At 63.5% G+C, this 24134-nt stretch carries 23 protein-coding genes; 9 read left to right on the forward strand and 14 right to left on the reverse strand.

What is annotated here, in order from left to right; genetic code table 11:
• The first annotated feature begins 86 nt into the window (after nucleotides 1-86).
• Nucleotides 87-1130: a phosphate/phosphite/phosphonate ABC transporter substrate-binding protein gene (gene phnD, locus WCJ52_RS02690; RefSeq protein WP_336901755.1), complete on the forward strand. Its 1044-nt coding sequence runs from the start codon at nucleotides 87-89 to the stop codon at nucleotides 1128-1130.
• On the opposite strand, the gene WCJ52_RS02695 is transcribed toward phnD (WCJ52_RS02690), so the two are convergent.
• Genes WCJ52_RS02695 through phnF form a run of 3 tightly spaced genes read right to left on the reverse strand, consistent with a single transcriptional unit; the run spans nucleotide 1112 to nucleotide 3765 of the window.
• Nucleotides 1112-1849, reverse strand: coding sequence for an endonuclease/exonuclease/phosphatase family protein (locus tag WCJ52_RS02695; protein ID WP_336901756.1), 738 nt, complete (start codon nucleotides 1847-1849; stop codon nucleotides 1112-1114). The genes phnD (WCJ52_RS02690) and WCJ52_RS02695 overlap by 19 nt on opposite strands.
• Nucleotides 1850-1854: 5 nt before the next feature.
• On the reverse strand, nucleotides 1855-2988 hold the full coding sequence (locus tag WCJ52_RS02700; protein WP_336901757.1) for an alpha-D-ribose 1-methylphosphonate 5-triphosphate diphosphatase: 1134 nt from the start codon (nucleotides 2986-2988) through the stop codon (nucleotides 1855-1857).
• Between the two features lie 18 nt (nucleotides 2989-3006).
• Nucleotides 3007-3765: a phosphonate metabolism transcriptional regulator PhnF gene (phnF, locus tag WCJ52_RS02705; RefSeq protein ID WP_336901758.1), complete on the reverse strand. Its 759-nt coding sequence runs from the start codon at nucleotides 3763-3765 to the stop codon at nucleotides 3007-3009.
• Nucleotides 3766-3877: 112 nt separating this feature from the next.
• Between phnF and phnG the strand changes: the two genes are divergently transcribed.
• Genes phnG through WCJ52_RS02745 form a run of 8 tightly spaced genes read left to right on the forward strand, consistent with a single transcriptional unit; the run spans nucleotide 3878 to nucleotide 10330 of the window.
• The gene (gene phnG, locus WCJ52_RS02710) at nucleotides 3878-4351 is read left to right on the forward strand and encodes a phosphonate C-P lyase system protein PhnG (RefSeq protein ID WP_336901759.1); all 474 of its coding nucleotides are present in this window, start codon (nucleotides 3878-3880) and stop codon (nucleotides 4349-4351) included.
• On the forward strand, nucleotides 4348-4962 hold the full coding sequence (phnH, locus tag WCJ52_RS02715; protein ID WP_336901760.1) for a phosphonate C-P lyase system protein PhnH: 615 nt from the start codon (nucleotides 4348-4350) through the stop codon (nucleotides 4960-4962). The genes phnG and phnH overlap by 4 nt, the downstream gene beginning before the upstream one ends.
• 2 nt (nucleotides 4963-4964) lie before the next feature.
• Nucleotides 4965-6071: a carbon-phosphorus lyase complex subunit PhnI gene (locus WCJ52_RS02720; protein WP_336901761.1), complete on the forward strand. Its 1107-nt coding sequence runs from the start codon at nucleotides 4965-4967 to the stop codon at nucleotides 6069-6071.
• Nucleotides 6068-6988 carry an alpha-D-ribose 1-methylphosphonate 5-phosphate C-P-lyase PhnJ gene (locus tag WCJ52_RS02725; RefSeq protein WP_336901762.1) on the forward strand — a complete coding sequence of 307 codons (921 nt, stop codon included), beginning with the start codon at nucleotides 6068-6070 and terminating at the stop codon, nucleotides 6986-6988. Before WCJ52_RS02720 ends, WCJ52_RS02725 begins: the two co-directional genes overlap by 4 nt.
• The gene (gene phnK, locus WCJ52_RS02730; RefSeq protein ID WP_336901763.1) at nucleotides 6985-7779 is read left to right on the forward strand and encodes a phosphonate C-P lyase system protein PhnK; all 795 of its coding nucleotides are present in this window, start codon (nucleotides 6985-6987) and stop codon (nucleotides 7777-7779) included. Before WCJ52_RS02725 ends, phnK begins: the two co-directional genes overlap by 4 nt.
• A 6-nt stretch (nucleotides 7780-7785) precedes the next feature.
• A complete protein-coding gene (gene phnL / locus WCJ52_RS02735) occupies nucleotides 7786-8496 on the forward strand; it encodes a phosphonate C-P lyase system protein PhnL (protein WP_336901764.1) in 711 nt (236 codons plus the stop codon).
• Nucleotides 8493-9647: an alpha-D-ribose 1-methylphosphonate 5-triphosphate diphosphatase gene (locus WCJ52_RS02740; RefSeq protein ID WP_336901765.1), complete on the forward strand. Its 1155-nt coding sequence runs from the start codon at nucleotides 8493-8495 to the stop codon at nucleotides 9645-9647. Before phnL ends, WCJ52_RS02740 begins: the two co-directional genes overlap by 4 nt.
• Nucleotides 9644-10330, forward strand: coding sequence for a DUF1045 domain-containing protein (locus WCJ52_RS02745; RefSeq protein ID WP_336901766.1), 687 nt, complete (start codon nucleotides 9644-9646; stop codon nucleotides 10328-10330). Before WCJ52_RS02740 ends, WCJ52_RS02745 begins: the two co-directional genes overlap by 4 nt.
• Before the next feature lie 21 nt (nucleotides 10331-10351).
• Here the strand turns inward: WCJ52_RS02745 and phnN are convergent, their stop codons facing one another.
• The 11 genes from phnN to WCJ52_RS02800 form a co-directional block, all read right to left on the reverse strand.
• The gene (phnN, locus tag WCJ52_RS02750; protein WP_336901767.1) at nucleotides 10352-10921 is read right to left on the reverse strand and encodes a phosphonate metabolism protein/1,5-bisphosphokinase (PRPP-forming) PhnN; all 570 of its coding nucleotides are present in this window, start codon (nucleotides 10919-10921) and stop codon (nucleotides 10352-10354) included.
• The gene (locus tag WCJ52_RS02755) at nucleotides 10890-11585 is read right to left on the reverse strand and encodes a hypothetical protein (protein ID WP_336901768.1); all 696 of its coding nucleotides are present in this window, start codon (nucleotides 11583-11585) and stop codon (nucleotides 10890-10892) included. Before WCJ52_RS02755 ends, phnN begins: the two co-directional genes overlap by 32 nt.
• Nucleotides 11582-12364 (reverse strand): phosphonate ABC transporter ATP-binding protein, encoded by a 783-nt coding sequence (gene phnC, locus WCJ52_RS02760; RefSeq protein ID WP_336901769.1) that lies wholly within the window; start codon nucleotides 12362-12364, stop codon nucleotides 11582-11584. The genes WCJ52_RS02755 and phnC overlap by 4 nt, the downstream gene beginning before the upstream one ends.
• Before the next feature lie 107 nt (nucleotides 12365-12471).
• Nucleotides 12472-13272 carry a phosphonate ABC transporter, permease protein PhnE gene (gene phnE / locus WCJ52_RS02765; protein ID WP_336901770.1) on the reverse strand — a complete coding sequence of 267 codons (801 nt, stop codon included), beginning with the start codon at nucleotides 13270-13272 and terminating at the stop codon, nucleotides 12472-12474.
• Nucleotides 13269-14159: a phosphonate ABC transporter, permease protein PhnE gene (gene phnE / locus WCJ52_RS02770; protein ID WP_336901771.1), complete on the reverse strand. Its 891-nt coding sequence runs from the start codon at nucleotides 14157-14159 to the stop codon at nucleotides 13269-13271. The genes phnE (WCJ52_RS02765) and phnE (WCJ52_RS02770) overlap by 4 nt, the downstream gene beginning before the upstream one ends.
• Before the next feature lie 844 nt (nucleotides 14160-15003).
• Nucleotides 15004-15945, reverse strand: coding sequence for a phosphate/phosphite/phosphonate ABC transporter substrate-binding protein (gene phnD / locus WCJ52_RS02775; protein WP_336901772.1), 942 nt, complete (start codon nucleotides 15943-15945; stop codon nucleotides 15004-15006).
• 241 nt (nucleotides 15946-16186) lie between these two features.
• On the reverse strand, nucleotides 16187-17245 hold the full coding sequence (locus WCJ52_RS02780) for a tyrosine-protein phosphatase (RefSeq protein ID WP_336901773.1): 1059 nt from the start codon (nucleotides 17243-17245) through the stop codon (nucleotides 16187-16189).
• Between the two features lie 262 nt (nucleotides 17246-17507).
• Nucleotides 17508-19778, reverse strand: coding sequence for a TonB-dependent receptor (locus WCJ52_RS02785; protein ID WP_336901774.1), 2271 nt, complete (start codon nucleotides 19776-19778; stop codon nucleotides 17508-17510).
• 285 nt (nucleotides 19779-20063) lie between these two features.
• Nucleotides 20064-20843, reverse strand: a complete 780-nt coding sequence (gene phnX / locus WCJ52_RS02790) for a phosphonoacetaldehyde hydrolase (RefSeq protein ID WP_336901775.1) — start codon at nucleotides 20841-20843, stop codon at nucleotides 20064-20066.
• Entirely contained in the window at nucleotides 20840-21970 is a 1131-nt protein-coding gene (locus WCJ52_RS02795) for a TIGR03364 family FAD-dependent oxidoreductase (protein ID WP_336901776.1), read from the reverse strand. The genes phnX and WCJ52_RS02795 overlap by 4 nt, the downstream gene beginning before the upstream one ends.
• Before the next feature lie 118 nt (nucleotides 21971-22088).
• Nucleotides 22089-24134, reverse strand: a 2046-nt coding sequence (locus tag WCJ52_RS02800; protein WP_336901777.1) for a TonB-dependent receptor, incomplete at its 5' end; no start/stop codon positions are given.

Raw genomic sequence — 24134 nt, forward strand, 5'->3', positions numbered from 1 at the left:
GGCTAAAGGCGATGCGGGGGCGGTACCGAAACCGTCATGAAGACGGTCCAGAAGCAGGGTTTGCCAATCTGCTCCGGAGCCTGAGAATGTCCATCCGTCGAACCGCCGTCCTGGCGTTCGTCAGTCTCCTACTGACCGCCTGCCAACCGGGTGCAGGTTCGTCCGGAGACAGGACCGTGGTCCGGTTCTCCATCCTGCCCACCGAGAGCCTGCAGTCGGCACAGAGCGCCTGGACACCCTTCCTGGCCGACATGGAGACGGCCACGGGCCTGAAGATCGAGCCCTTGTACGGGACCAACTACACGGCCCTGATCGAGGCCATGCGCTTCAAGCAGACGGATGTCGGCTGGTTCGCGAACCAGTCGGGTCTGGAGGCCGTGCGCCGCTCCGGCGGCGAGGTCTTCGCCCGAACCACCAGTACCGACGGGCCCGACGGCTACCAGGGACTGATCGTGGTGAAGAAGGGCTCTGGCCTCACCCTGGACCGTATCCTGGCTTGCAACCGGACCCTGAACTTCGCCATGGGCGATGCCAAGTCGACCTCGGGGACGCTGGCGCCCATGACCTGGCTGTTCGGCCCGCGGAACATCCGACCAGAGACCTGCTTCAAGACCGTGCGAAGTGCGAACGCCGAGGCCAACCTTTTCGCTGTGTCCATGGGTCAGCTGGACGCCGCGACCAACAACAGTGAGTCCCTGGAGCGGCTGGCGGATCTCAAGACGGAGGCCGCGCAAAAGGCTCTCGCGGATATCGAGGTCGTCTGGCGCTCCCCCACCCTGCCCGAGGATCCCATGGTCTGGCGCAAGGACCTGGACCCGGCCGTCAAGGCGAAGATCCGCGACTTCATGCTCTCCTATGGGGTCGGTGATAGCGTTGAGGCCCAGCGCCAGCGACGTATCCTTCGGACCCTGCAGACGGGCCCCTTCAGGGCGGCCGACGACCGCCACCTTCTGGTCGTCCGCGAGATGGAAGCCACCGCCGCCCTCATCGATGCCCGCAACCGCAAGGACCCCGATGCCGAGGCCAAGGCCCGGGCCAGCCTGGATCAGGTCCATTCCGAGACGGCGATGCCCGCCCGACCCGATAAGAGCGCTGACCTCGAGGGCAGGACTCACACGCCCGGTGGATGATCCGTCAAGTCAGGGCCGTCTTGCCAATCCACAAACAGGCCGCAATGGTCGCTGGGCAGGATGCCCTCGGCATTGGGGTGGGTCAGGACGCGCTGCCCCTGGGGCAGGCCGCCGCCAATCCTGACGAGGTGATCGATCGCCGGTCCGGCTCCGTGGGTCGTGGATCCGATCTCCGGCGGGGGCGGCGATCTGCTCCAGAGTTCCCCAAGACAGGGGGCAGATGCCGGAGCATTCAGGTCCCCCCCGACGATCAGCTGGCCGCAAGGCCCGCTCCGGGCCCATCCCAGCGCCGAGGCAAGTTGCAGGGCGCGCAAGTCATTACCCTGCGGTCCGGGCAGGTGGGTCAGGTGCAGATTCAGGATGCGGATCTCACCCCCGGGGCTGTCCACAGACATCGCCACCCGCTCGCCGTCCCTGGGGTCTGATGGGAGGTGATGGTGCCTTGCGGTCGTCGGCCAGCGCGTGAGGATCGACATTCCCGAGGCGCAAACCTGCAGGGTACCCTCATGGGGCCGAGCCTTCAGCCGCGCCGGAACGGTGCAGGCATGAAGCCGGAGCCGGCTCGCCAGCCATTCGGCTGTATCCCATCCGGCGCCGATGAACACCTCCTGGAGGAGGAGGACGTCAGGATCCAGGCCCGCGAGGCCCTCCGCCATCCCTTCCAGACGTCGGGGATAGGCTCCCTCGTTCTTCCAGGTATTGAGGGTGACCAGCCTCACCTTCCCTAGGCCACACGCAGGCCCTGGGCCCAAACCCCTCGAAGGATCGGCAGGTTCTGGACGGGCTTGACCCGCAGCATGTCTGCCCTGAGACCCTCTGCGACGACGCCGCGGTCGCTCAAACCCGCCGCTCGCGCCGCCGTCGCCGTCACGGTCCGGACCGCCTGCGAGAGCGACCAGCCGAACTCCGGCCGGTTCAGGATGAAGGCGCACTCAATCAGGCTACGCGGGACATAATCGGAGGCAAAGGCTTCCAGGAGTCCCTCTCGCACAAGGACCGAGGCCTGGACGTTCCCGGAGTACGAACCTCCGCGCACAAGATTCGGTCCGCCCATGACCACCACCATGCCACGCGCCCGGGACCGTTCCGCCGCCTCCAGTGTCACCGGAAACTCCGCGACCGTTGCGCCGAGGTCTGCAGCGCGGTCGACATGGTCAGCCGTCTCGTCGTCATGGCTGACGAGCACGGCCCCTCGGTTTCGGGCGGTTTCGGCCACAAGCCGTGCATTGGCGTCGGCATTTCGCCCCTGGCGCTCCCGGCACTCCTCGAGCCGGGCGGTGACCGCCGCCTCGTTCAGGCCCTGGTCCCGCCAGTTCTTCAGATAGTTGCCGAGGTTGCGGTACTGCCGCTGGCCCGGCGTGTGGTCCATGAGCGAGAACATGGTGGCCATCGGATGATCCGCGAAGCCATTGAGCCAGTCTTCCAGGGAGTCTGAAGCCGTCTCGCAGCGCCAATGCAGGTGATGGTCGGCCTTCAGCATGGCGGTATCGCGAGCGTGCATCAGACCGTCCGTCAGGGCCCGCAGGTTATCCTTCCCTCGGGCAGGGGATCCGTTGAAGGACCCAATGCTGAGGGAATCGAAGACCGTCGTCACGCCGACCGACAGGCAGGCCGCATCGTGGGTCACCGCCGCGGAGACCGGCGACCAGTCGATGTTCGGCCGGGGAAAAAAGTGCTTCTCGAGGTTGTCGGTATGGATGTCGATGATCCCCGGCATGAGGATATCGCCCTCCAGGTCTTCACCGACCTGTCCAGGACCGGGGTCCACGGCTGCGATCTTGCCATCCCTGACCAGGACCGAACCGATGAAGTCATCGTCATGCGTGACGATGCGAGCGTTTCTGAGGGCGTACTCCAAGATGGATCTCCAGAGGCTTCAGTGAGCGGGGTCTGTAAACTCGACCATGACTTCGCCCCCACTGAGGGACTCGCCATACTCGAGGGGGCGACCCAGGCCGTCGACGTTGACGTACCTTTGAACCAGCAAGGGAATGTGACGGGGCAGGCGGAGAAATTCCGCTTCCCGCGCTTGCGACATTCGAGCTGAGATCCGGGTCTTCTGACGTGTGTAGTCGGGAACGCCGCTGTCGATCAGGGTCTGGGTGATGGTTCCGCGCACCCGGTACATCTCCGGGAAGCCCGGAAACCTCTCTGCGCTGAAGTGGTGCAGGCTGAGCCCTACCGGCTCGTCATCGACGATCCTCAGGCGCTCGAGAAAGATGACGGGCGCTCCAGGGTGCAAGTTCAGCTCGCCGGCGACAATGGGACCGGCGGGCTGCACGTCGAGACGGAGCAGGCGGGAATCAGGACGTCGACCCTGGTTCAAGACGGCTTCGGTGAAGCGGGGCCGCCGCTGGAGGGTGGCGGGTTGACGCCGGCGGCAGACAAAGGTGCCCCGTCCCTGCGTCGATTCAACGACCCCCTTCTCCTGGAGGTCCGACAAAGCCCTACGAACCGTGTGCCTGTTGACCATAAACTGCCGTGATAACTCGTACTCGGTGGGCAGTTTATCTCCCGGTGTGAAGCGTTTTTCTTCAATCTGAAGCTCAATAGTTCGCACTATTGCCTTCCATAGACTGATTCCACTAACCTCATTTACTGGACTAAAACGGGTAAATACAGGATGTCTAGACAAGTTTTATGTCCGTCAAATAAGCTTCATACTTCAGATGTTGTTACTTCTTCATCAGATAGATAACCTTCTACATGACTGGATGCAACAGACGCCTTGGGTGGAGAAGCGGTTCGTGTCGGACACAGGATTGGAAATCGCGGCCTCAGAGGGGCGGCGGGAATGGATGGCGGTACTCGCCAAGGCGGAGGCTTCAGAGGTCTCCGCCGCCTGGGAGAGGCTTGAGAAGCCGGCCTACACCCTGCTTCGCTCACCAGAGCCGGGCCTTGTCCTGGTCCGCGGGCGAATGGGTGGGCTTGGCGATCCGTTCAACCTTGGCGAAATGACGGTCACCCGGTCCGCCGTGCGGCTGACGACCGGCGAGACCGGTCTTTCCTACGTGGCCGGCCGGAACCGCAAGCATGCGGAAATCGCTGCCGTCCTTGACGCCATGCTGCAGTCGGAAGCGCATCATGACCTGGTCCGGGCCGAAGTCATCGCGCCCCTGGAGATCGCCCAGGCGGCCCGTCGACAGGTTGCCGCCCGGAAGGCGGCTGCGACACGCGTCGACTTCTTCACGCTCGTTCGGGACAGGGAGCCATCGAAGTGACTCTCGGCATCGACCTTTCGCGAATTCACCCCGGTTTTCCCGACCCCGTCCGCGACTCCCAGACTGTCTTCAGGGCGATCATGGACGCTGTGGCGCGTCCCGGGCTCGCTGTTGCGCTCAACAAGGCTCCAGAGGCACCGGCGCCCTTGGCGCGGGCGACAGGCGCTATTGCCCTTACCCTGCTGGATTTTGAGACACCTGTCTGGCTGGACGCTGGCGTTCTCGCTGGAGAGGCCCCAGCCTGGCTTCGCTTCCACTGCGGGTGTCCCCTGACGTCCGAGACCCAGGAAGCGGCCTTCGCCTTCATTACCCGTCCCGAGGGTGGCCCGCCGCTCTCGGCCTTCAACGCCGGCGACGCCAAGTATCCGGACCGTTCCACCACAGTGGTGATCCAGCTTCCTCACCTGGAGGGCGGGCGACCTGTCTGCCTCAAGGGGCCGGGCATCAAGGGTGAGCGGACCATCGCCCCCCAGGGGCTGCCCGGGGATTTCTGGGAGCAGGTCGCTGACAACAATTCCGCCTTCCAGTTCGGCGTCGATGTCATCCTGGCGTCAGGGGACCTCCTGATGGGACTTCCGCGCTCACTCCACATCCAAACTGAAGGAGCCTGACGATGGCCTATGTCTCGGTTAAGGGCGGCGAAAAGGCGATTGAGAACGCCCACCAGTGGCTGGCTGAGGAACGCCGCGGGGATCCGGCCGTGGAAGAGGTCGCGGTGGCCCAGATCCGTGAGCAGCTTTCCCTGGCCGTGGACCGCGTGATGGCGGAGGGCTCTTGTTATGATCGCGACCTGGCGGCCCTGGCCGTCAAGCAGGCGGGGGGCGACCTGCCGGAAGCGATCTTCCTCGTCAGGGCTTATCGTACGACCTTGCCCCGATTTGGGGGGTCAGAGCCCGTGGACACGGAGCGGATGATTGTCCGCCGGCGGATCTCGGCCGCCTTCAAGGATATTCCCGGCGGCCAGGTTTTGGGACCGACCTTTGACTACACCCACCGGCTTCTGGATTTCAGGCTTGCTGCCGACGGCGCTGCGCCGCCCGAGCCGGCGCCCCTGGCGAACGAACCCCAGGCCTGGCCCATGCCCACGATCGGATCCGTCTTCGCGCACGAGGACCTTCTTGAGCATGATGTCCGCTCCAGCGATGACGCGCCCTTCGATCTCACGCGGGAGCCGATGAGCTTCCCTGCGGGGAGAGACCAGCGCCTTCAGGCTCTGGCACGGGGGGATGAGGGATTCCTTCTCAGCCTCGCCTATTCTTCCCAGCGCGGTTGGGGATCGACGCACCCTCTGTGCGGTGAAATCCGTCTTGGCGAAGTCGCCGTGGAATTCATCCCCGAGGAACTGGGCTTTCCGATCGAGATCGGTGAAGTCACCCTGACCGAGTGCCAGATGCTCTCCGGGTTCGCCGGTTCCGCCCAGAAGGCTCCGCAGTTCACACGCGGTTACGGGCTGGCCTTCGGACACAGTGAACGCAAGGCGATGAGCATGGCCATTGTCGATCGCGCCCTTCGGCGCGGAGAGGTCGGCGAAGACGTCGATGCCCCGGTGCAGGACGAGGAATTCGTCCTCTACCACTCCGACAATGTCGAGGCCTCGGGTTTCGTCCAGCATCTGAAGCTGCCGCATTACGTCGACTTCCAGGCGGACCTTCAGCTGGTCCGCCGGCTGCGCCGTGAGCACTTCGAGCGACTCAACCCCTCCAAGGAGGCCGCCGAATGAGCGCCGCTGAATCCCGTCCCAACGAGGCCGAGCGTTACTACAACTATGCCTACCTCGATGAGCAGACCAAGAGGATGATCCGCAGGGCGATCCTCAAGGCGCTTGCGATCCCCGGCTATCAGGCCCCCTTCGGATCAAGGGAAATGCCCGTCCCGTATGGTTGGGGCACAGGCGGTATTCAATTGACGGCGGCGATCATCGGCCCCGACGATGTCTACAAGTGCATCGACCAGGGCGCTGACGATACGACCAACGCCGTATCGATCCGCAAGTTCTTCGCCCGGGTGGCTGACGTGGCGACGACCGATAACACCGCGGAGGCCACGATCATCCAGACCCGTCACAGGATACCTGAGCAGCCACTGAAGGCGGGTCAGGTGCTTGTCTTCCAGGTGCCGCAACCTGAGCCACTTCGTGGGCTCGAGGCGCGCGAAACCGAGACCCGGGCCATGCACGCCTACGAAGAGTATGGGCTGCAGTATGTCTCACTCTACGAGAACATCTCGGCGTTCGGCCGGATCGCGGCTACGGCGGGCTACCCTGTGATGGTCGAGGAGCGATACCTGATGTCGCCTTCACCCATTCCCAAGTTCGACAATCCGAAGATGGATGACAACGAGGCCATCCTCCTCTTTGGCGCCGGTCGGGAAAAGCGCATCTACGCCATCCCGCCCCACACGCGGGTCAGAAGCCTCGACTTCGAGGACTATCCTTTCGAAGTCCAGACCTGGGAGGAGAACTGTGCCCTGTGCGGGGCGGAGGACTCCTACCTCGACGAGGTGGTTCTGGACGACGCCGGCAACAGGATGTTCGTCTGCTCGGATAGCCACCATTGTGGCCAACGCCGCGCCGAGGGGCATGTCGGGCCGATGGCCGGTCATCAACTCGCCAATCCCGTCGCAGAGGATGGCCAATGAGCGCTGTCGAACGATTGGCCTCAGAGCCCCTTCTCAGGGTTACGGACCTTTCCCGGTGGTATGGGTCCATCGTGGGATGCCGGGATGTCAGCTTCGAAATGCACCCCGGGGAAGTTCTCGGCATCGTCGGTGAGAGCGGATCCGGCAAGACGACCCTCCTGAAGTGCCTCTCCGGTCACCTCGAGCCGACCTCAGGCCAGGTGGAGTTCGACACGCGACGTCACGGCATGTCGGATATCTACGGGCTTTCCGAACCTGATCGCCGTCGGATGCAGCGGGAAGACTGGGGATTTGTGCATCAGAACCCCAGGGATGGCCTGAGGATGCGCGTTTCGGGCGGTGCCAATGTCGCCGAACCGCTCATGAACCTGGGCCGGCGTCACTATGGCGAAATGCGCAGTGCGACCATCGCCTGGCTGGACCGTGTCGAACTCGACACCAGTCGCATTGATGACAAGCCCCGGAATTTTTCCGGTGGGATGCAGCAGCGTATCCAGGTCGCCCGGAATCTGATTCATGGCCCGAAGCTGGTCTTCATGGACGAGCCGACAGGTGGCCTGGATGTCTCTGTCCAGGCGCGGCTTCTCGACCTCATGCGCGAACTGGTTCGGGATCTTGGCCTGGCGGTCATCATCGTGACCCATGACATGGCTGTTGCGCGGCTCATGGCCGACCGTCTGCTGGTGATGCGCAGGGGCGAGGTGGTCGAGACCGGCCTGACCGATCAGGTTCTGGATGACCCCCAGCACGCCTATACCCAGCTCCTCGTTTCCTCCGTTCTTCAGATCTAGGTCGCCATGTCTGAATCCTCAAAGCCCCTGATCATCGTCGAGGACCTGGCGAAGACCTTTACGCTTCATAATGCCGGGGGCACCGTGATCCCGGTCTTCGAGCATCTGTTCCTCGAGGCGTCACCAGGGGAGTGCGTTGTCCTCTCAGGGGAATCTGGTGTGGGCAAGTCCACCTTGATGAGGTCCATGTTCGGGAACTATGTGCCGAGCACGGGCTCTGTGCGGGTCCTGCACAAGGGTGCCTATGTGGACATCACCGGAGCCAGTCCCCAGGTCATCCTGGAGATCCGGCGCCGGACCCTTGGATATGTCAGCCAGTTCCTCCGGGTCATTCCGCGCATCCCCACCCTTCGCCTGGTCATGGAACCCTTGCTGGAAAACGGCGTCTCCATAGAAGAGGCCGAGGCCCGGGCGCGAGCGCTGCTCTCCGATCTCAGGCTGCCCGAACGTCTCTGGACCCTGCCTCCATCGACGTTCTCAGGAGGCGAGCAGCAGAGAGTGAACATCGCCCGCAGCTTCATCCGGCGCTATCCCGTCCTGCTCCTGGACGAGCCGACCGCCTCCCTCGACGCCGAGAACCGCGCGATCGTGGTCCAACTCATCCGTAACGCCCTGGCTGAGGGTGCAGCCATGATCGGGATCTTCCACGACGAAGATGTGAGGGACGCTGTGGCCACGCGGCTCTTTCCCGTCCTCGCCTACAAGGTCGCAGCATGATCAGCGTCTCAGAAGAAAAACGCATCTACTGCCCGGCGATCATTACGCCTGAAGGACAGATCTGCGGGGAGATCGTCATCAGGGACAACCGGATCCATGCCGTTGAATCGCGGCCGACAGCGCCTCGCGGCGCGGAGGACTGGAGCGGAGATATCATCACGCCGGGACTCGTCGACATCCACACCGACAACCTTGAAAAGCATTACCAGCCCCGGCCAGGTGCACTCTGGGACGCCTATGGAGCGGCCCTGGCACACGATGGCCAGTGCGCGTCCGCCGGCATCACCACGGTTCTGGACAGTCTGAGCCTGCACGGCGCCAAGGACGGGCTGGACCGGAGAACCGCCCTGGCTCCGATGATTGCCGCCATGGATGCGGCTGCGGCGGACGACGCCCTGAGATCGGAACACTTCCTTCATCTGAGATGTGAGGTGACCAATCCGGAGCTGATGGATCTGGTCACCCCCTTCAGCAACCACGCCCGGCTTCGGCTTCTTTCGGTCATGGATCATACGCCTGGGCAGAGGCAGGTTCAGGATCTGGCCAGGCTGGAGCGCATGCTGGCGGAGGAGGGCCGGGATGCCAATGAGATCGCTAGCATCATGGCCGGTCGCCACGATGGCAGGGACCCAGGCATTGCAGATCGAAACCGGCGTGCGGTCGTCGATCTCGCCCGGACCCTGCGGGTGCCTCTGGCCGCCCATGATGACGCAACGGTCGAGCATGTAGACGAGGCTGCGGCGGACGGGTGCAGCATTTCGGAGTTCCCGGTCACCCTGGTCTCCGCGCGCCGTGCCAACGCGTTGGGCATGGGCATCTGCATGGGCGGCCCTAACCTTGTGCGTGGGGGGTCCCACTCCGGCAACCTGAGCGCCCGGCATTGCGCCGAGGAGGGGCTGCTCGACATCCTGGCCTCGGACTATGTTCCACTCTCGATGCTGCGCTCGGCCTTCATTCTCATGGATATCCTGAAGTGGAGCCCCGAACGGGCGATCGCGACGGTCAGCGTCAACCCCGCGAGAAGCATCGGACTGCTCGACCGGGGCGAGATTGCGCCAGGTCAACGCGCCGACCTTGTACGGGTGGCCAGGGGAACGGCCGGCTGGCCTTCGCCTAGGGAGGTTTGGCGGGCTGGAGCGAGAGTGGCGTGACGGCGCGATACGCGGTCTATTACGCACCTCGGCGTGGCAGCCCGCTTTGGGACAAGGCGTCCGCATGGCTTGGTCGGGACGCCTATGATGGCCGACCCCTCCAGCGCCCCGACCTGCCGGGTCTCGAGGGTCTTGATCTCGACGCCTTGACCTCTGATCCCCGGGGTTATGGATTCCACGCCACCCTGAAGGCACCCTTCGAACTGGCAGAGGGTAGCGACGAGGCGGAACTCATCGCCTTCGCGAGCGACTTCGCCGCCCGGCGTCGCGCCTTCGAAGCGGAGATTGAGGCGGGGGCGATTGGCAGCTTCCAGGCTTTCCGCCTAAAGGATCCCTGCCAGGACATGGACGATCTTCATGCGGCCTGCGTTCGTGAATTCGATGCGTTCCGCGCGCCGATCTCGGACCTTGATCTTGCGCGCCGCCGCCGGGCCGGTCTCAGCCCGACCGAGGACGAACGGCTCGTCCGCTGGGGATATCCCTACATCTTCGAGGACTTCCGATTTCACATGACGCTGACTGGGAGCCTGAGGGACCCGTCTCTGAGTGAACGTATGCATGCCGCGCTGTCAGCCTGGTTCCGCGATGAGGCGGGACGGCATCGGTTTGATGGCGTGGCAATCTTCAAACAGGCCGATCGTGCCAGCCCCTTCGTCATCATCGCCCGCGCCGACTTCGCCTGAGCCCTCCCGGATCGGGTAGGGCTAGGTTGTCATCAGGATTCCAAGGAAGCTCTCGACAGCGTCCTCAGGCGAGCCATCATTCCAGAGTTCGATGACATCGGGCCCGAAGGTCTCGAAAGCCATGGCGCGCTCAACCCGCGCCTCGATGTCTTCGGCGATCTCCCGTCCCCGGGCGACAAGTCGCGACCGAAGGATATCGGGAGCCGCCCGGACTGACACGATGACAAGGGAAGGGAAGCGGGCCCGGGCGTCGTCCAACACACTTCGGGACACGTTTGCGACAACCGTTCTCCCCTGAGTGAGCCTCTCCTCGATGGCGACCGGAATACCGTATCCAAGCCCATGAGCCTTCCAGCTGAGGGCATAGGCGCCCTGGGACTCGCGACGGTCGAAGTCGATTTCCGTGACAGCGACATGGTCTTCACCCCCCGACTCTGCCGGCCGGGTGATCTCCCTGCGAGGGAACACCACATCGGGACCGGTTCGGGACTTCGCGCCGTCTATCAGGGTGTCCTTTCCGACCCCCGAAGGGCCGACGACAAGGACCAGCCTCCCGGTTTTAGGTGTGCTTTTCGACAAAGGCATAAGCATCCAGGGTGCGGAAATCCTCTAGGGCGACTGCCAGCCGATCGTGTTCCCAGTCCCACCAGGCAAGCTGAAGCAGACCATCCTGTACGGCTTTTGGAAAGCGCTCCCGAAGAGGGCGGGATGGCACACCAGCGACGATGGTGAACGGGGCCACATCCTTCGAGACGACTGCCCCAGCGCCGACCACGGCGCCTGTGCCGACCGAGACCCCTGCGAGAAGAGTAGCCCCATGGCCGATCCAGACATCATGGCCGAGGGTTACATGATGGGAACGCCGCCAATCGAAGAACTCGTCATCGTCGGTATCCCCGAGATCGTAGGAGATCGCCCTGTAGCTGAAGTGATGCTGGGCGGCCCGCCAGGTGGGGTGATTGCCGGGATTGATGCGGACATCCCGCGCAATTGAACAGAACTTGCCGATGGTCGTGAAGGCCGCGCTCGAGTCCGTAACGATGTAGCTGTAGGCGCCCAGCACGGTCTCGGACAGGCTGGTTCGGGCTCCGACCCTGGACCACGGTCCAAGAATGCTATCGTGCACACTGCCTTCAGGATCCACAAACGGCCAGGGACCTTTGGCCTGTGCCAGGGGGTCTGCTCCCCCTTGGAAGCGCTCCACATAGACGTCGCCCGGCGAAAGCGCCTGAGCGGCGAGTTTGAGCTTGCTCATGCGGCGGCTTCCAGTTCGCTGCGGGATGGGATCGTGACGCTGTTGAGGCGACCCGAGTAGATCCGCTCGACTTCTTCGTGAGACAGGCCGGAGGGACAACCGTCAAAGACGATCCGGCCCTTGGACATGGCCACGATGCGCGAGCAATGGCGCCGCGCAATCTCCAGGCTGTGGAGGCTGACGAGCACCGGAATGCCGCGCTCCCTCGTGGCGGTCTTCAGGGCTTCCATCACCGCCTCGGCGTTGATGGGGTCCAGGGAAGCGACCGGTTCATCGGCAAGGATGAGTTCGGGGTCTTGCATCAACGCCCGTGCGATGGCCACGCGCTGTTGCTGACCTCCGGAGAGGGTGCCGGCGCGCTGGAGGGCCGCATGAACCATGTCGAGGGCTTCCAGCTCGCGGATCGCTCGGGCCCTGTCGGTCGCTGGAAAGTGCTTCACCAGGGAAGTCGCCAGAGGCCGCTCCGCCACCACGCCGATCAGGACGTTGGTGATCACATCCAGGCGGGGGGCCAGGTTGAACTGCTGAAAGATCATCGCGCACCGGCGACGCCAACGACGAAGGTCTCGCCCCTTCAGATCGTAGATCGACAGGCCGTCCCAGCTCACAGTGCCTGAAGTCGCGGGGGTCAGCCTGTTGATCAGCCGAAGCAGGGTTGACTTCCCCGAGCCTGACCGGCCGATGACACCAACGAGCTCTCCCCTGTCGATCCGAAGCGAGACGTTGTTCACGGCAACGGTCTCGCCGAATGTCTTTGTAAGCGCGGTCAGTTCCAGCACGCGATGACCTCCGGCGAGCGAAACTAAAGGCTAACCCGGCCCGGTGAACTTCAGGTGACGATAGGGGAGCCATCCGGACGACCAATCGCGGATTTGTGCTTACACTATTATCTCAGGTTGCGTCTCAGCCAGCCTGAAGCCGTGTCGAGGAGGGTGACGGCCACTATGTAAAGTAGGATGATGAAGGCCACCTGATCGAAGGCAAAAACCCGGATCCGCTCTTCGAGCTCAAAACCGATCCCGCCGGCGCCAACGATCCCCAGTACCGCTGCATGACGGAAGTTGCTTTCCAGGAAATACAGGCACTGGCTTGCCATGATCGGGGCCATTTGGGGCGCAAGGCCAAACCGCAGTTCGAGCAGGGGAGAAGCCCCTGCCGCACGCGCGCCTTCGACGGGACCGGGGTCGCCATTCTCCAACGCTTCCGCGAACAATTTCGAGAGGCTCGGAATGTCAGCGGCGGCAAGCGCCAGGACCCCGCCGAACGGACCGAGGCCGAAGGCGGCGACAAAGATCAGGGCCCACACCAGGGAGGGAACGCCCCGGAAGATATCCAAGCCGCGGCGGTAGATGAAGTGGAAGACAGGGTTTCTGATGACGTTCTTCGCGCCGATGACGCCAAGCGGGATGGCCGCGAGTACTGCAAGGCATGTGCCGGCAAGGGCCATGGCCAGGGTTTCTATAAGTGCAGTGAAGATCCGGGAAAAATCGCCTCCGTCGCTTGGAGGAACCATGGCCAGGAGGAACTGCCCAAGTTTTCCAAAGCCGGCAGCCATCGCTTTCGGCGAGAGACCCAGGTCCATGATCATCGCGACAACCGCCGCCAGGCCCAGTGCGGTCCAAAGGATACCCCGGACCAGACCCCAGTTCCCGGTTACCGGCCTTGTTGGTACGGACGCGACGCTCATGGCTCCCTATCCTGCGAGAGTATGAGGCGATGGCGGATGGCTTCTGAGGTGATGTCGATGACAAAGATCACCGATACCAGAAGGAGCAGGATCGCAAGGTAGGTACTGAACTCTGTGTAGGTGATCGCTCGCTGAAGTTCGAGACCGATGCCGCCGGCGCCCACGATCCCAAGAGCCCCGGCCGCCGCGACGTTGCCCTCCAGCCGCAGCAGGCTGTAGGAGGCGTAGTTGGGTAGCACCTGCGGGATGAGTCCAAAGCGTATCCGGGTCAGCAGGCCCGCACCCGCCGCATCCAACGCCTCAAGTTGCCGCGGATCGACCTCTTCATTGATCTCCGCGAAGAGCTTGCCCAGACTGCCAACTGTGCTGACGGTAAGGGCGATGACCCCCGCTGTAGGACCCGCTCCGAAGGCCGCAACCAGTATCAGGGCGAGTACGAGGTCCGGGAGAGTCCGGATCACTTCGAGCGCCCTGCGGACGACAAACCTGACAGGCGCCCAGGGCATAAGGTTCCGCGCGCACAGGAATGAAGCCAGGGTCGCGCCGATGGCGCCGAACACCGTGGCCAGAGCGGCCATCTCCAGGGTTTCGCGTATCGCGTCCAGCCATCTGGGCAGGTCGTAGAACCAGGCACTCAGGGACCCTGGCGTGTCCGTCCCCCGGAAGAGAACCTCGCCCCTGAGTTCCGGGACCAGGCGGGTGAGAAAATCAAGAATCCGGCGGGCGGGATCCCCGCCTATATCCGCCGTGAAGAACTGACTTTGATGGAAGGCCGCGGCAAGCAGAAGGCTGGAGATGAGTAGGCCGGCGCTGCTCTTCAGCCACTGCCTGCGAAGTTGCCGTCGCCGGGCGGCTTCGAAGTCCGCTATGGCGTCGTCTGGACTCACTTTGAGGGTACGGCCCTTGCGGGCGACAATGCGTCGGCTTCAGTCGGATCAAAACTCCCCGCTCCTGGCTTTAATGCCGAGGCGGCTGCGAAGGCCTCTGGGGACTCCAGGTGCATCGCGACATAGATTCCAACGAGACGGTACCGGATCTGGGCCGGCATATCCCGGCGCACAGCCAGCGCCGTCTTCGCCCGGGGCCGCCCTCGCCAGACGATTTTCAGGTCGCTGCATGGCTTTGCGGTTGGCGTATCCCCGCGACAGCTCCTCTCCCAAGCGTCTCCATTGAGCAACAGTGCGTCGGCACCGCGGGAACGTAAGAGCTGTGCAGCGGAGCCGGCGCTTTCGGCCTTGATTTCGCTTGAAAAGAATCCTGTCCCCGCCCCCTGGTCAGACAGCGCCGCGCGAGGGCCGGTGAAGTCGTAGGTTGCGGAACCCGCAAATACGGCTCTGCGACCCTTCAGGTCCGCCAAGGACGTAATCCCGGATGCCACTGTGACTGCGACGACGACGGGGACCCGACCGGGCTCGCCGGTTGGGGTCACGGTCAGGATGGCGCGGACCTTGTCCGCGGCAAGGGCGTAGGACCCCGGGTCAAGTTCCGCCATATCCACACTTCCGCTGGCCAGGGCCGCGGCGGCGGAGCGCCTGTCCGCGAGCGGGCAGTCAAGAACCTGAACGCCAAGACGTGCGGACAGCAGTTTGTGGAGGCTCATCAGGCCCGGAGGTGCGCCGGCAGGCAGGGGGCGGCAGGCGGCATTTGCCCCCACGCTCGCCAGGCGAAAGGGGTCCGCATGGACGGCGGTGGGAACCAGGAGGAAAATCGACGCAATGACCGAGAGACCTCTCATTTTCCTTCTCCTGGCCGTCCACCCTTGCGGCGTTCGGCAGCGTCTGCATTGCGCAGGCGAATGATCTCGGAATAGTAGTTCCGGTCGATCGCCATGAAGGAAGACCCCTCCGGCTGCCCGATTCCGGTCCAGATGTCGGGTTCGTCATAGGCCATGGAGGCCATGGCCCCTCGCAGAAGGTCAATATCGGCCTGCGGCCGGTCCGTCCGAACCACGATGGAGGTGTCGGGGATCGGGCCCAATACCCAGATGATCCGGAAGTCCTTGATGTTGACCAGACCGCGGGCGGCCATGGTGTAGATCGACCCTGTGGTGAACCCATGCTCGGGATCGCCGCCGGCCACCTGCACAAAGGTGGCGTCAAACTGCCCGTTTGCCAGCGCCATTACGGACTGTGTATGGCCTCCGGCAAATGAGGTTTTTGAAAAGAAACTCTCAGGATCAACGCCGGCTTCCCTCATCTTCGCTCTGGGGACAAGGTAGCCAGAGGTCGAATTGAAGTCGACGTAACCTAAGGACTTGCCCCGCAGATCCTGCAGCTTCCGGTAGGGGCTGTCTGCACGGACGACGAGGGCCGAGTAGTATCCCGTCCCGCCATCGGCATGGCGAACGGTGAGGATCGGGGCGATCTTGTCTCCGACCTGAGCATCCGCATTTGCATAGGCGGCGCCAGCCAGGGTGGCGACGTCCACCTGTCCTGAGGCGAGAGCTTGAATGACCCCGTTGTAGTCGGAGGCCTCGAACAGCTTCACCGGCCGGCCGGTCACCTTTGCAAGGTAGCTCTGGTAACCGTCGCGCCGCTTCACCAGGGCGGGATCATTGTTTGAACCTTGAATGGAGAAGCGAAGCTCACGGTCCGCCGTTTCCGGCGCGCGGCCACAGGCGGTCAGCGCTGCAAGAAGGCCCCCCATAAAGAGCAGGCAAACCAAACGTCGCATTCTGGGAGTCACCGATTACAGCCAATGCGGGAACGAAGTCCTACACCCCTTCGTGTCTGAGGCTGATGTCGCGGATATGACGAAGGTTGGCACGCAAGCTCAACCTATTCAGGATTTGTAGGATTTAGGAGACTTGTCCCCAGTCGCTCGCTGCCCCCCCTGTCTCCCTCGGGGCGCTCGATCCCAGGCATATCCAGAAACCCAGGGCTTTGGATCTCGGGATCTGGGCACCAACCGGAGGTCACTCCAGGTACAACTTCCGGAGCCGCGCCATTTCCGCCGGGCCGACCCCGGCCTCAGCCTGAAGATAGGCGTCAACAGAACCCCAGCGCCGATCGATTTCGTCCAGAGCGAAGGTCAGGTAGCTTTGGCCGGTGGCGTCCTTCAGGGGCTGCGGCTTCAGGTATTTCGGATCCCTCTGGTACTGGGCGTAAATCGCAGCGCCCGGGTTGGCCGCGATAAGCTCAGGCGTCAGTTTCGGCATCTCGTATTCGGGGCGTCGATAAGTGGTGGAGAGGTGGTAGTCCGCAAGAACGGTCTCCATCGGCACCCCGAGTGCGCGCAGGATCAGCGCGGTCGCAAATCCGGTCCGGTCCTGCCCAGCTGAACAGTTGTAGACGACCGGGCCGTCGTGACGCAGCAGGCTTGCGAAGAGAACGCGGAGTTGGGGCGCCAGCAAATCGGGGAAACCTCGATACACGGCTTCCATGGCGGGGATGCCGGGTTTGCCGCCGAGCGACAGGGCGGTCATCGAGTAGCCCACGGCCGAGTAGGGGACGCCCTCGATCCGGGTCGGAGCCAGGACCCGCTCGTCGCTCGACCTGAGGTCGACCATTTCGGCAAGCTTCAGGTTCCGGATCTTCTCCATGTCCTCATCCGTGAGCGTGGGCGTGGCACCGGACCGATAGATCTGTCCCCAGCGGACGGTCCTTCCATCCGCCGTTGAGTACCCTCCGATGTCGCGGAAGTTAGAGCCCTGGGTCAGCGGAAGCACACGCTCCGCCACCCGGGTCCCATGACCGTCCCGGGTGTCGACGAGGAGGAAGTAGGGCCGGCTGAGCAGGTCTGCACCCCATTCAAACTGGCCGTCACGGTCGTCGTCCGACACCAGTTTCATCTTGTCGCGCGGCGCATCCGGCGTACTGGCCATGTAGACGTCGACCGGCGTGCTTGAGGTCCAGGTCACGCGGACCCGATCCGGCGAGGTGCGATCCGCCACCCCTCCTGAAACCCGAGCCTCGGCGGTCCCGATGGCCAGAAGCAGGCTGAGGGTTGCAGAGAGAGCGGTGATCTTGATCATGAGGTCTTCCCTTAGATTGATACCGACAGTTGCCGCTAGGGAAGCGCTGTCGACAACCAGCCGCGCTGCCACCGGCCCTAACCCGTCGTGGGGCCGCACCCTTGCTGAAACGACCGCGCCATCTCCACTACGACGCTTGGGAGAGACTTTGATGACGATCCCAGGCCTTGCCGAAGACCGGCGCGTCCTGCACCGCGGTCCGTCCTGTCTGCCGCTGTCAGGACTCCCGAATACCTTGCTGCCCAGAACGCGCCTCGTTTGCCTAGTAGCGGACCTTGGCCTCAAAACCGAACGTCCGAGGCTCGTTGAAGGAACCGTTCACGCCGTTCGTGGTCGAGATGGAGCGGGAGTAGAGGTACTCGGTGTTGAGCAGATTGCGGGCCCAGAGCGAAAGGCCGAGGGTAGCGGTGCCGGCCAGGTCGATGTCTTTGAAGCCAATCCGCGCATTGAAGACCAGGCCCTCCTGGCTCCTGATCGCGGCCAGCACAGGACTGGGATCGCGGTCCGTTGCATAGGACCCGGAGTCCCAGCTGCCATCAATGTGCGCCTGGAGCGCGAAGGAGCGGATCGGCGTTTCGTAATCCACCGCTGCGGTGAGCGCGTGTTCGGGCGTGAACTCCTGGTAGATCCGGGTCGGTGTCGTCGCCAGCACCATGCCGACGCCCGCCACATAGGTGGGGAAGGGATTCAGGGTCGCGGGGATATCGACAACCGAATAGGCGTAGCTGGCGGAAAGCGTCAGGCCCTCGACGGGAGCGGCCGTGATATCGAGCTCAGCGCCGTGCACCTCGCCCTGGCCAGGGGCATTGATGGTATCGGTCGTCGTGCGGGTTGTACTCGCGCCAGTGATGATGTTCCCGTTGGCGTCATACGCATAATAGGGCGCGGAGAAGTCGACCTGGAAGCCTTCGTAGGTGCCGGTGTAGACCGCCATATTGAGGCGCAGGCGGCGATCCAGGAACTCGGATTTTATCCCGGCCTCGTACATGGAAACCTCTTCAGGCTCGAAGGCCTTGTAGGAGAGGGACCGAGAGTTCGCTCCGCCGGACTTGTAGCCCTTGCTCCATTTTCCATAGACCATCACGTCATCGGCGACGTCGAAGGCAATATTGACCATGGGGTCGATCCGCGACCAGCTCTTGTTGAAACTCAGAACCCCTGGCTTGCCGTAGGCATTGACGGGAAGCGCGTTGTTCACGACGTAGAGGTCACCCTGCTTGCTGTCCTCCGTCCAGCGCAGGCCGCCGGTCAGGTGGAGCCGGTCGTCGAGGAGCGGCGGGGTGTAGGTCACCTGGCCATACACCCCGTAGCTTTCCGTCGTTGCACGGCTCGCCCGGTCGATCGCGGCGGTCGGGAACAGGCTGGGAAGGTCGATGGCAATCGGCTTGATGTTAGGACCCGCGGCGAGGACAGTCGCCGCTGTACCGTCGGCGTTGAACTGCATGGAATTGTAGGCCTGCGCCATGTCGCCGACCTCCTCGTGATAGAAGAGGGCGCCCACCACGTAATCAAAACGCTCGGTCTCGCCGATCGCCTGCAGTTCCTGGCTGTACTGGGACTGGTCAAATGCAGCCAGGCTGTATCGCGCGAACTGTCCATTCGGCGTGAAAACGGCGCCCGAGATGCTGTTCGAGAACTGGTTCTGGTAGAGCTCCCGGTAGGACGAGATCGACTTGAGGGTAAGCGACGGCAGAACGTCCCAGGTCAGGGTCAGGGCATGCCCCGATTGTGTGCCCTTGCTCGGCTGCAGCGGTATCCCGACAGGGGACGCCTTGACCCGGCTGGGAAGGACAGGGGTGATAGGGGCGAGTTTGTTGGTCCCCGGAGAGACATTGTAGGAGAACAGGGTCGTTGAATCGTCCCGGCTGGAGTCGTAGGTGTAGTTTGCAGTGAAGCTGTCGGTGGGACGCCACTCCACCTGACCTCGGAGCCCTCGGCGTTCATTGGCGCCAAAGTCGGAAGCCCCGGCCAGTGGATTGCCGACAACGCCGTCCCGACCGGACAGCGCCCCGTCCAGCTTAGCCCGGAAGTTGTTGTACTCGGGCATGTCCAGATGGAACTCGGTCCTGTAGCTGCCGTAGTTGCCGACCCCAGCGATGACCTCAATTCGCCCTTCGCCTGAGGGCTTCTTCGTGACGATGCTGAGGGCGCCACCCTCTGTATTCCGGCCGAACAGGGTGCCCTGGGGCCCCTTGAGAACCTCCAGGCTCTGCACGTCGTAGAGACCAGCATTCAAACCTTGAGGACGGCCAAGGTAGACACCGTCAATGTACACGCCCACGCCGGCGTCCCGTGCCGGCTGATTGGTGTCGAGCATCACGCCGACACCACGAATATTCAGGATCAGGCTGAAGGGCCGCGATGCATAAGGCATCACCCTTAGCCCCGGAATGCCTCCCGTCACCAGGTCGGCGAGGGACTGAATGTGGCGGGTCTCAAGCTGTTCCCCGCTGACCGCGGTTATGGCGATCGGAGTCTTCTGGAGGTCAGTTTCGCGCTTCTCGGCAGTCACCACCACTTCAGAGAGGCCCACTGCAGTATCCGCTTCCGCCTCCGCGGCGAAGCTGCTGGATGCAAAACCCAGAACGGTGAGCGCAGCGCTGCAAAGCGCGGCCGTCCGAAACGAAGTCAGCGAATTCATCGGTCAACCCCCAGTTTGATCTCCGGGGACTACGGACCTTTGGCATCACTTCAGCTTCGGTTCGAAGAATTCCTCATGACGAGGCCGGGATTTGTATAGTCCCGGTGGCGACCTACCGCCGCCCCACCATGTGGCCTCCGGGGGACTGAGGCGTGAGATGACAGGGCCTCTCTGGCTTCAGATCAGTCCGTTGGACTCGAGCAGAGGCAGGAGATCGTCGACAGTGTCGATCACGAAGTCCGCTCCGGCTGATGCAAGCTCGTGCCGCGCGCCGGTGAGCGCTTCAGTGCGCGCATTCCCGGTCAGCGCGGCGTAGGAGTCAGCGTCCAGGCCCAGGGCGTTGCCGCTGGCCGCAACGCCGACCGTGAGGCACCCGGCGTTCCTGCCTTCAAGTATGCCGACAGGGGCGTCATCGACCTTCAGGACGGAGGCCGTTGGCCAGCAGCCGAGGGTCTCAAGGGCGCGCCAGATCATGAAGGGGGCCGGCCGGCCCGCCGTCGCCTCGCCGGCACAGACCACGACCTCTGGTGCATAACCCTGTGCGGCCGCTCGCTCCAGAATGGGCTCCATCATGGCCCGGGTGTAGCCGGTTGTTGAACCAACCCGGATCCCCTTCCCTCGGAGAACTCGAGCGGTCTCCGCAGCCCCTGGGATCAGGGTCGCCCGGTCTGCGCCGGCGTCCGCCATCAGGGGAGCCAGCGTCTCGAAGATCCGGTCAACATCTGCATCCACGGCGTCACGACCCTGCCTTGCAGACCATGCGCCGGTTACCCGCTCCGTTCCGAGGATCGCGGCCACGTGATCGCGTTTGGCGAGCCCCATGCCCGAGCGAATCTCGCTGTCGGTGAGGCCGATCCCCTCCTGGGCGAAGGCCTTCCGCATGGCGATCACCGGGGCGATGGAGCCGAAGTCCACCATGGTTCCGGCCCAGTCGAAGATGACAGCGGAAAGCTTCATGGCAATGCGTCTCCTGGATGCGGCCCGAACAGGTCTTCAAGGGTTTCCTCGGCGATCGCAAAAGCGGTGGAGGCTCCCGTGCCGCTTGTGACGACGACATGCCTTACATGATCCGCGGGCGCGGCGCGGAACATGTCCGCCTCTGCGCTGGCGTAGGTTCCCGTCCAGCGCTCCCGGATGTGGGGGGTGGCGCCAAGGGTCTCCCGGAGTTCATCCAGGATGAGCCGCTCGACCTCGCTGGCCGCGAAGGGGCCTGGCGAGTCCGCGTAATGATGGCTGTCACCGACGATGAGGGATCCGTCCTGGCCCTGGGTCACAATCAGATGCACCCCGTGCTCAAGGTGTGAAGCCTGTTCGGTCCGAAGGCGGGCCAGCAGGTCGCCCGCCTGCGGCAGGTCCGCATAGCCCCTGTACCGGACAAGGCTCAGGTCCGTCATGAGGGGCGCCGGCAGCCTGTGTCCGGGGCTTTCCAGGCGCATCATCTGAAGCACGCATCGTGTCACGCCCAGGCGGTCATAGGTCTCTGGATAGAGGGTTGAAAGGTCATCGCCCGGGCAGGCAATGACCCGTCCTGCCCGGATGCGACCCCGGGAGGTTTCGACCCCGGCGTCATCTATCGCCAGCGCCGCGCAACGGAACCGGAACTCGACGCCGAGACTCGCAAGCCAGTCGACAAGGCGGGGGATCGCCTCACGACTCTCGACGCGAACTTCGTGGGGGCTCCAGAGGGCGGCGCCGAGGGACGCTGGCTGCACCCCGGCCAGCCGGCCTTGGGCGGCGTCTCCAGAAAGCAGTTCGCACTGTTCGCCCATCTCGGTGGCCGCAAAGGCCTCCAGGACGGCAACGGCCTCCGGCCGGCGGGCCAGGACCAGCAGCCCCCTTTGTTCTATGGCGATACCCGCCCGGGGCGCGACCTCGGCCCAGATTGCGGCGGACCGGAGGGCTCGCCCCCAGGTCTCGCCCCGTCTCTGGCCTGTGACAGTGATGAAGCCGAAGTTCCGGATCGAAGCTCCTGATGGGCTGGCGTCCCGGTCTATGACTATGGTCTTGAGGCCGCGCTTTACGGCGGCCAGGGCGTGGGCCAGCCCGACGATTCCCGCGCCTACGATCGCTACGTCATGGCTCATGGTCACCCGCCTCTGCCACTGAGGTCCCGTTGATAAGGCTACGAGTGGCCATCTCCAAAAAAAGAAAACCGGCGGAGCCAGGGGGCTCCGCCGGTCCGTTGCGCTGTTGCGCGGGGGATTACATCTTGACGGCGACCTCGAGGCCGAAGGTGCGCGGCTCATTGAAGAAGCCTGCATAGCCGAAGCGAGGATCGAGGAACTTCACGAAGACATGCTGTTCGTCGAGAAGGTTGCGCGACCAGAGGGAGACTGAGGCCTTGCCAGTGCCAATGGAAATGTCGGCAAGGGAGAGGCGCGCATTCACGATGAAGGAGGAGTCGCCCTGGGGCTGCTTGATGGTGACAGCCCGGGTCACCGGATCATAAGCCACATCCGTGTAGTTCGCGTAGTAACCATCACTATAGTTGGCGTCCAGGTGGGCAGCGATGGTGGCATTCTCTAACGGGTGCGCGTAGTCGATGACAAAACTTGCTGAATTCTCAGGCGTATAGACCTGGTAGATCGGAATTGGCGTCGTGATGAATGTGCCATTCGCCTGACGGAACGGATTGATCGTCGCCGGGATTTCGACCTTGTTGTAGGCGTAATTGGCGGCGAGGGTCAGTTCCTCCGTCGCCGCAAAGGTCAGGTCCGCCTCAAAGCCGCGCAGCTTGCCGGTCCCCGGGGCATTGGTTGTTTCGGTCGTCGTGCGCTGGGTCTGCAGCAGGGCCCCGGTGACCGGGTCGGTCTGGACATACTGGGCGCTGAAGTCGAGCTGGATGTCCTCATACTTGCCGTCATAGGCGGCGACGTTCAGGCGGGCGCGGCGGTCAAAGAACTCAAGCTTCGCACCGATTTCGGTCATCGCGACCGTCTCCGGGTTGAAGGGTTGGTAGCGGAGCGACCGCGAGTTGGCACCGCCTGACTTGTAGCCCGTGGAGTAGCGGGCATAGACCATCAGGTCGTCCGAGACGTCGAAGGCCGCGTTGATGATCGGGTCGAAGCGATCCCAGGACGAAGCCATGGGCGGCGGCGAAAGGAGGCCGTTGATGACCTGGCCTTCCGAGCCGGCCGGGAAGTTGACGCCGTTGATCGTCAGCATCCGGCCATTCTTCTCGTCCTTGGTCCAACGTCCGCCCAGGGTAACATGAAGGGCGTCATTGAAGATCGGCGGCGTATAGGTCGCCTGCCCAAAGACGCCCATGCTCTTGGTCGTCACCTTGCTGGCGCGGTCGATCCGCTGGGCAAGATAGTCGATGGAGCGTGCGACGTTCGCGACGCCAGTGGCGTCCGTGAAGGTGTTGGTCTCGAAAGCCCGGGCGTTGTCGTCGACATTCTCTTCGTAATAGAGCGCCCCTGCGACCCACTGCAGCCTTTCGGAGTCACCGATCAGCTGGAATTCCTGGCTCAGCTGGTCCTGGTGGAACAGGGCCAGGCTGAAGCGGCCGAAGTTGCGGTTAAGGAAGGTTGTCGCCGGGGCGATCAGGAAGGCGCCGGCAGATTGGGAAGCGGATCCGTTGTCCCACTGGTCCTGCTTCAGGCTCCTGTAGGAGGAGATCGACTTGAAAGTCAGACCTTCGAGGATCCGGTAGTCAACCGTCAGGCGGTGGCCAGAGGTGATCCCGACGCTCTCCAACTGTGCGACACCCATCGTCGCCACGTCGATACGCTTGGTGCTCTGGGTATTGCTCGCCGCCGGCGTGAAGGACCCGGGGTAACGCTCCAGGAACTGCTGGTAGAGGGTCGAGGTGGAGTCATAGGCGGTGTCGTAGGCGTAGTCGAAGGTCAGGGAGGAGGTCGGTTCCCAGAGGGCCCGGGCGCGCATGGCGCGCTTTTCCATGGAACCGAAATCCGCGCCCTGGGGCAGGGGGTTATGAACCCAGCCATCCTTCGCCGTCAGGACCCCATCCACCTTGATTTTGACACCGGCCACCGCCGGAAGGTCGAGGTGCATTTCACCCGTGTAGCTGCCGTAGTTACCCACCCCGCCCTTGGCCATCAGACCGAATTCACCCGTAGGCTTCTTCGTCGTGATCGAGACGGCTCCGCCTTCGGTGTTCCGTCCGAACAGGGTGCCCTGCGGCCCCTTCAGGACTTCGATGTTCTCGACGTCATACATTGCTGCGCCCAGACCTTGCGGGCGGCCCATGTAGACGCCGTCGACATAGACGCCGACGCCCTGGTC

Source organism: Phenylobacterium sp. (assembly GCF_037138395.1).
Lineage (GTDB): Bacteria > Pseudomonadota > Alphaproteobacteria > Caulobacterales > Caulobacteraceae > Phenylobacterium.

Bases quoted from the DNA above. Each gene is read 5' to 3' on its own strand.
- phnD (WP_336901755.1), top strand. From the start codon at position 87: ATGTCCATCCGTCGAACCGCCGTCCTGGCGTTCGTCAGTCTCCTACTG.
- WCJ52_RS02720 (WP_336901761.1), top strand. From the start codon at position 4,965: ATGGCCTATGTCTCGGTTAAGGGCGGCGAAAAGGCGATTGAGAACGCC.
- WCJ52_RS02725 (WP_336901762.1), top strand. From the start codon at position 6,068: ATGAGCGCCGCTGAATCCCGTCCCAACGAGGCCGAGCGTTACTACAAC.
- phnK (WP_336901763.1), top strand. From the start codon at position 6,985: ATGAGCGCTGTCGAACGATTGGCCTCAGAGCCCCTTCTCAGGGTTACG.
- phnL (WP_336901764.1), top strand. From the start codon at position 7,786: ATGTCTGAATCCTCAAAGCCCCTGATCATCGTCGAGGACCTGGCGAAG.
- WCJ52_RS02740 (WP_336901765.1), top strand. From the start codon at position 8,493: ATGATCAGCGTCTCAGAAGAAAAACGCATCTACTGCCCGGCGATCATT.
- phnN (WP_336901767.1), bottom strand. From the start codon at position 10,921: ATGCTTATGCCTTTGTCGAAAAGCACACCTAAAACCGGGAGGCTGGTC.
- WCJ52_RS02755 (WP_336901768.1), bottom strand. From the start codon at position 11,585: ATGAGCAAGCTCAAACTCGCCGCTCAGGCGCTTTCGCCGGGCGACGTC.
- phnE (WP_336901770.1), bottom strand. From the start codon at position 13,272: ATGAGCGTCGCGTCCGTACCAACAAGGCCGGTAACCGGGAACTGGGGT.
- phnD (WP_336901772.1), bottom strand. From the start codon at position 15,945: ATGCGACGTTTGGTTTGCCTGCTCTTTATGGGGGGCCTTCTTGCAGCG.
- WCJ52_RS02780 (WP_336901773.1), bottom strand. From the start codon at position 17,245: ATGATCAAGATCACCGCTCTCTCTGCAACCCTCAGCCTGCTTCTGGCC.
- phnX (WP_336901775.1), bottom strand. From the start codon at position 20,843: ATGAAGCTTTCCGCTGTCATCTTCGACTGGGCCGGAACCATGGTGGAC.
- WCJ52_RS02795 (WP_336901776.1), bottom strand. From the start codon at position 21,970: ATGAGCCATGACGTAGCGATCGTAGGCGCGGGAATCGTCGGGCTGGCC.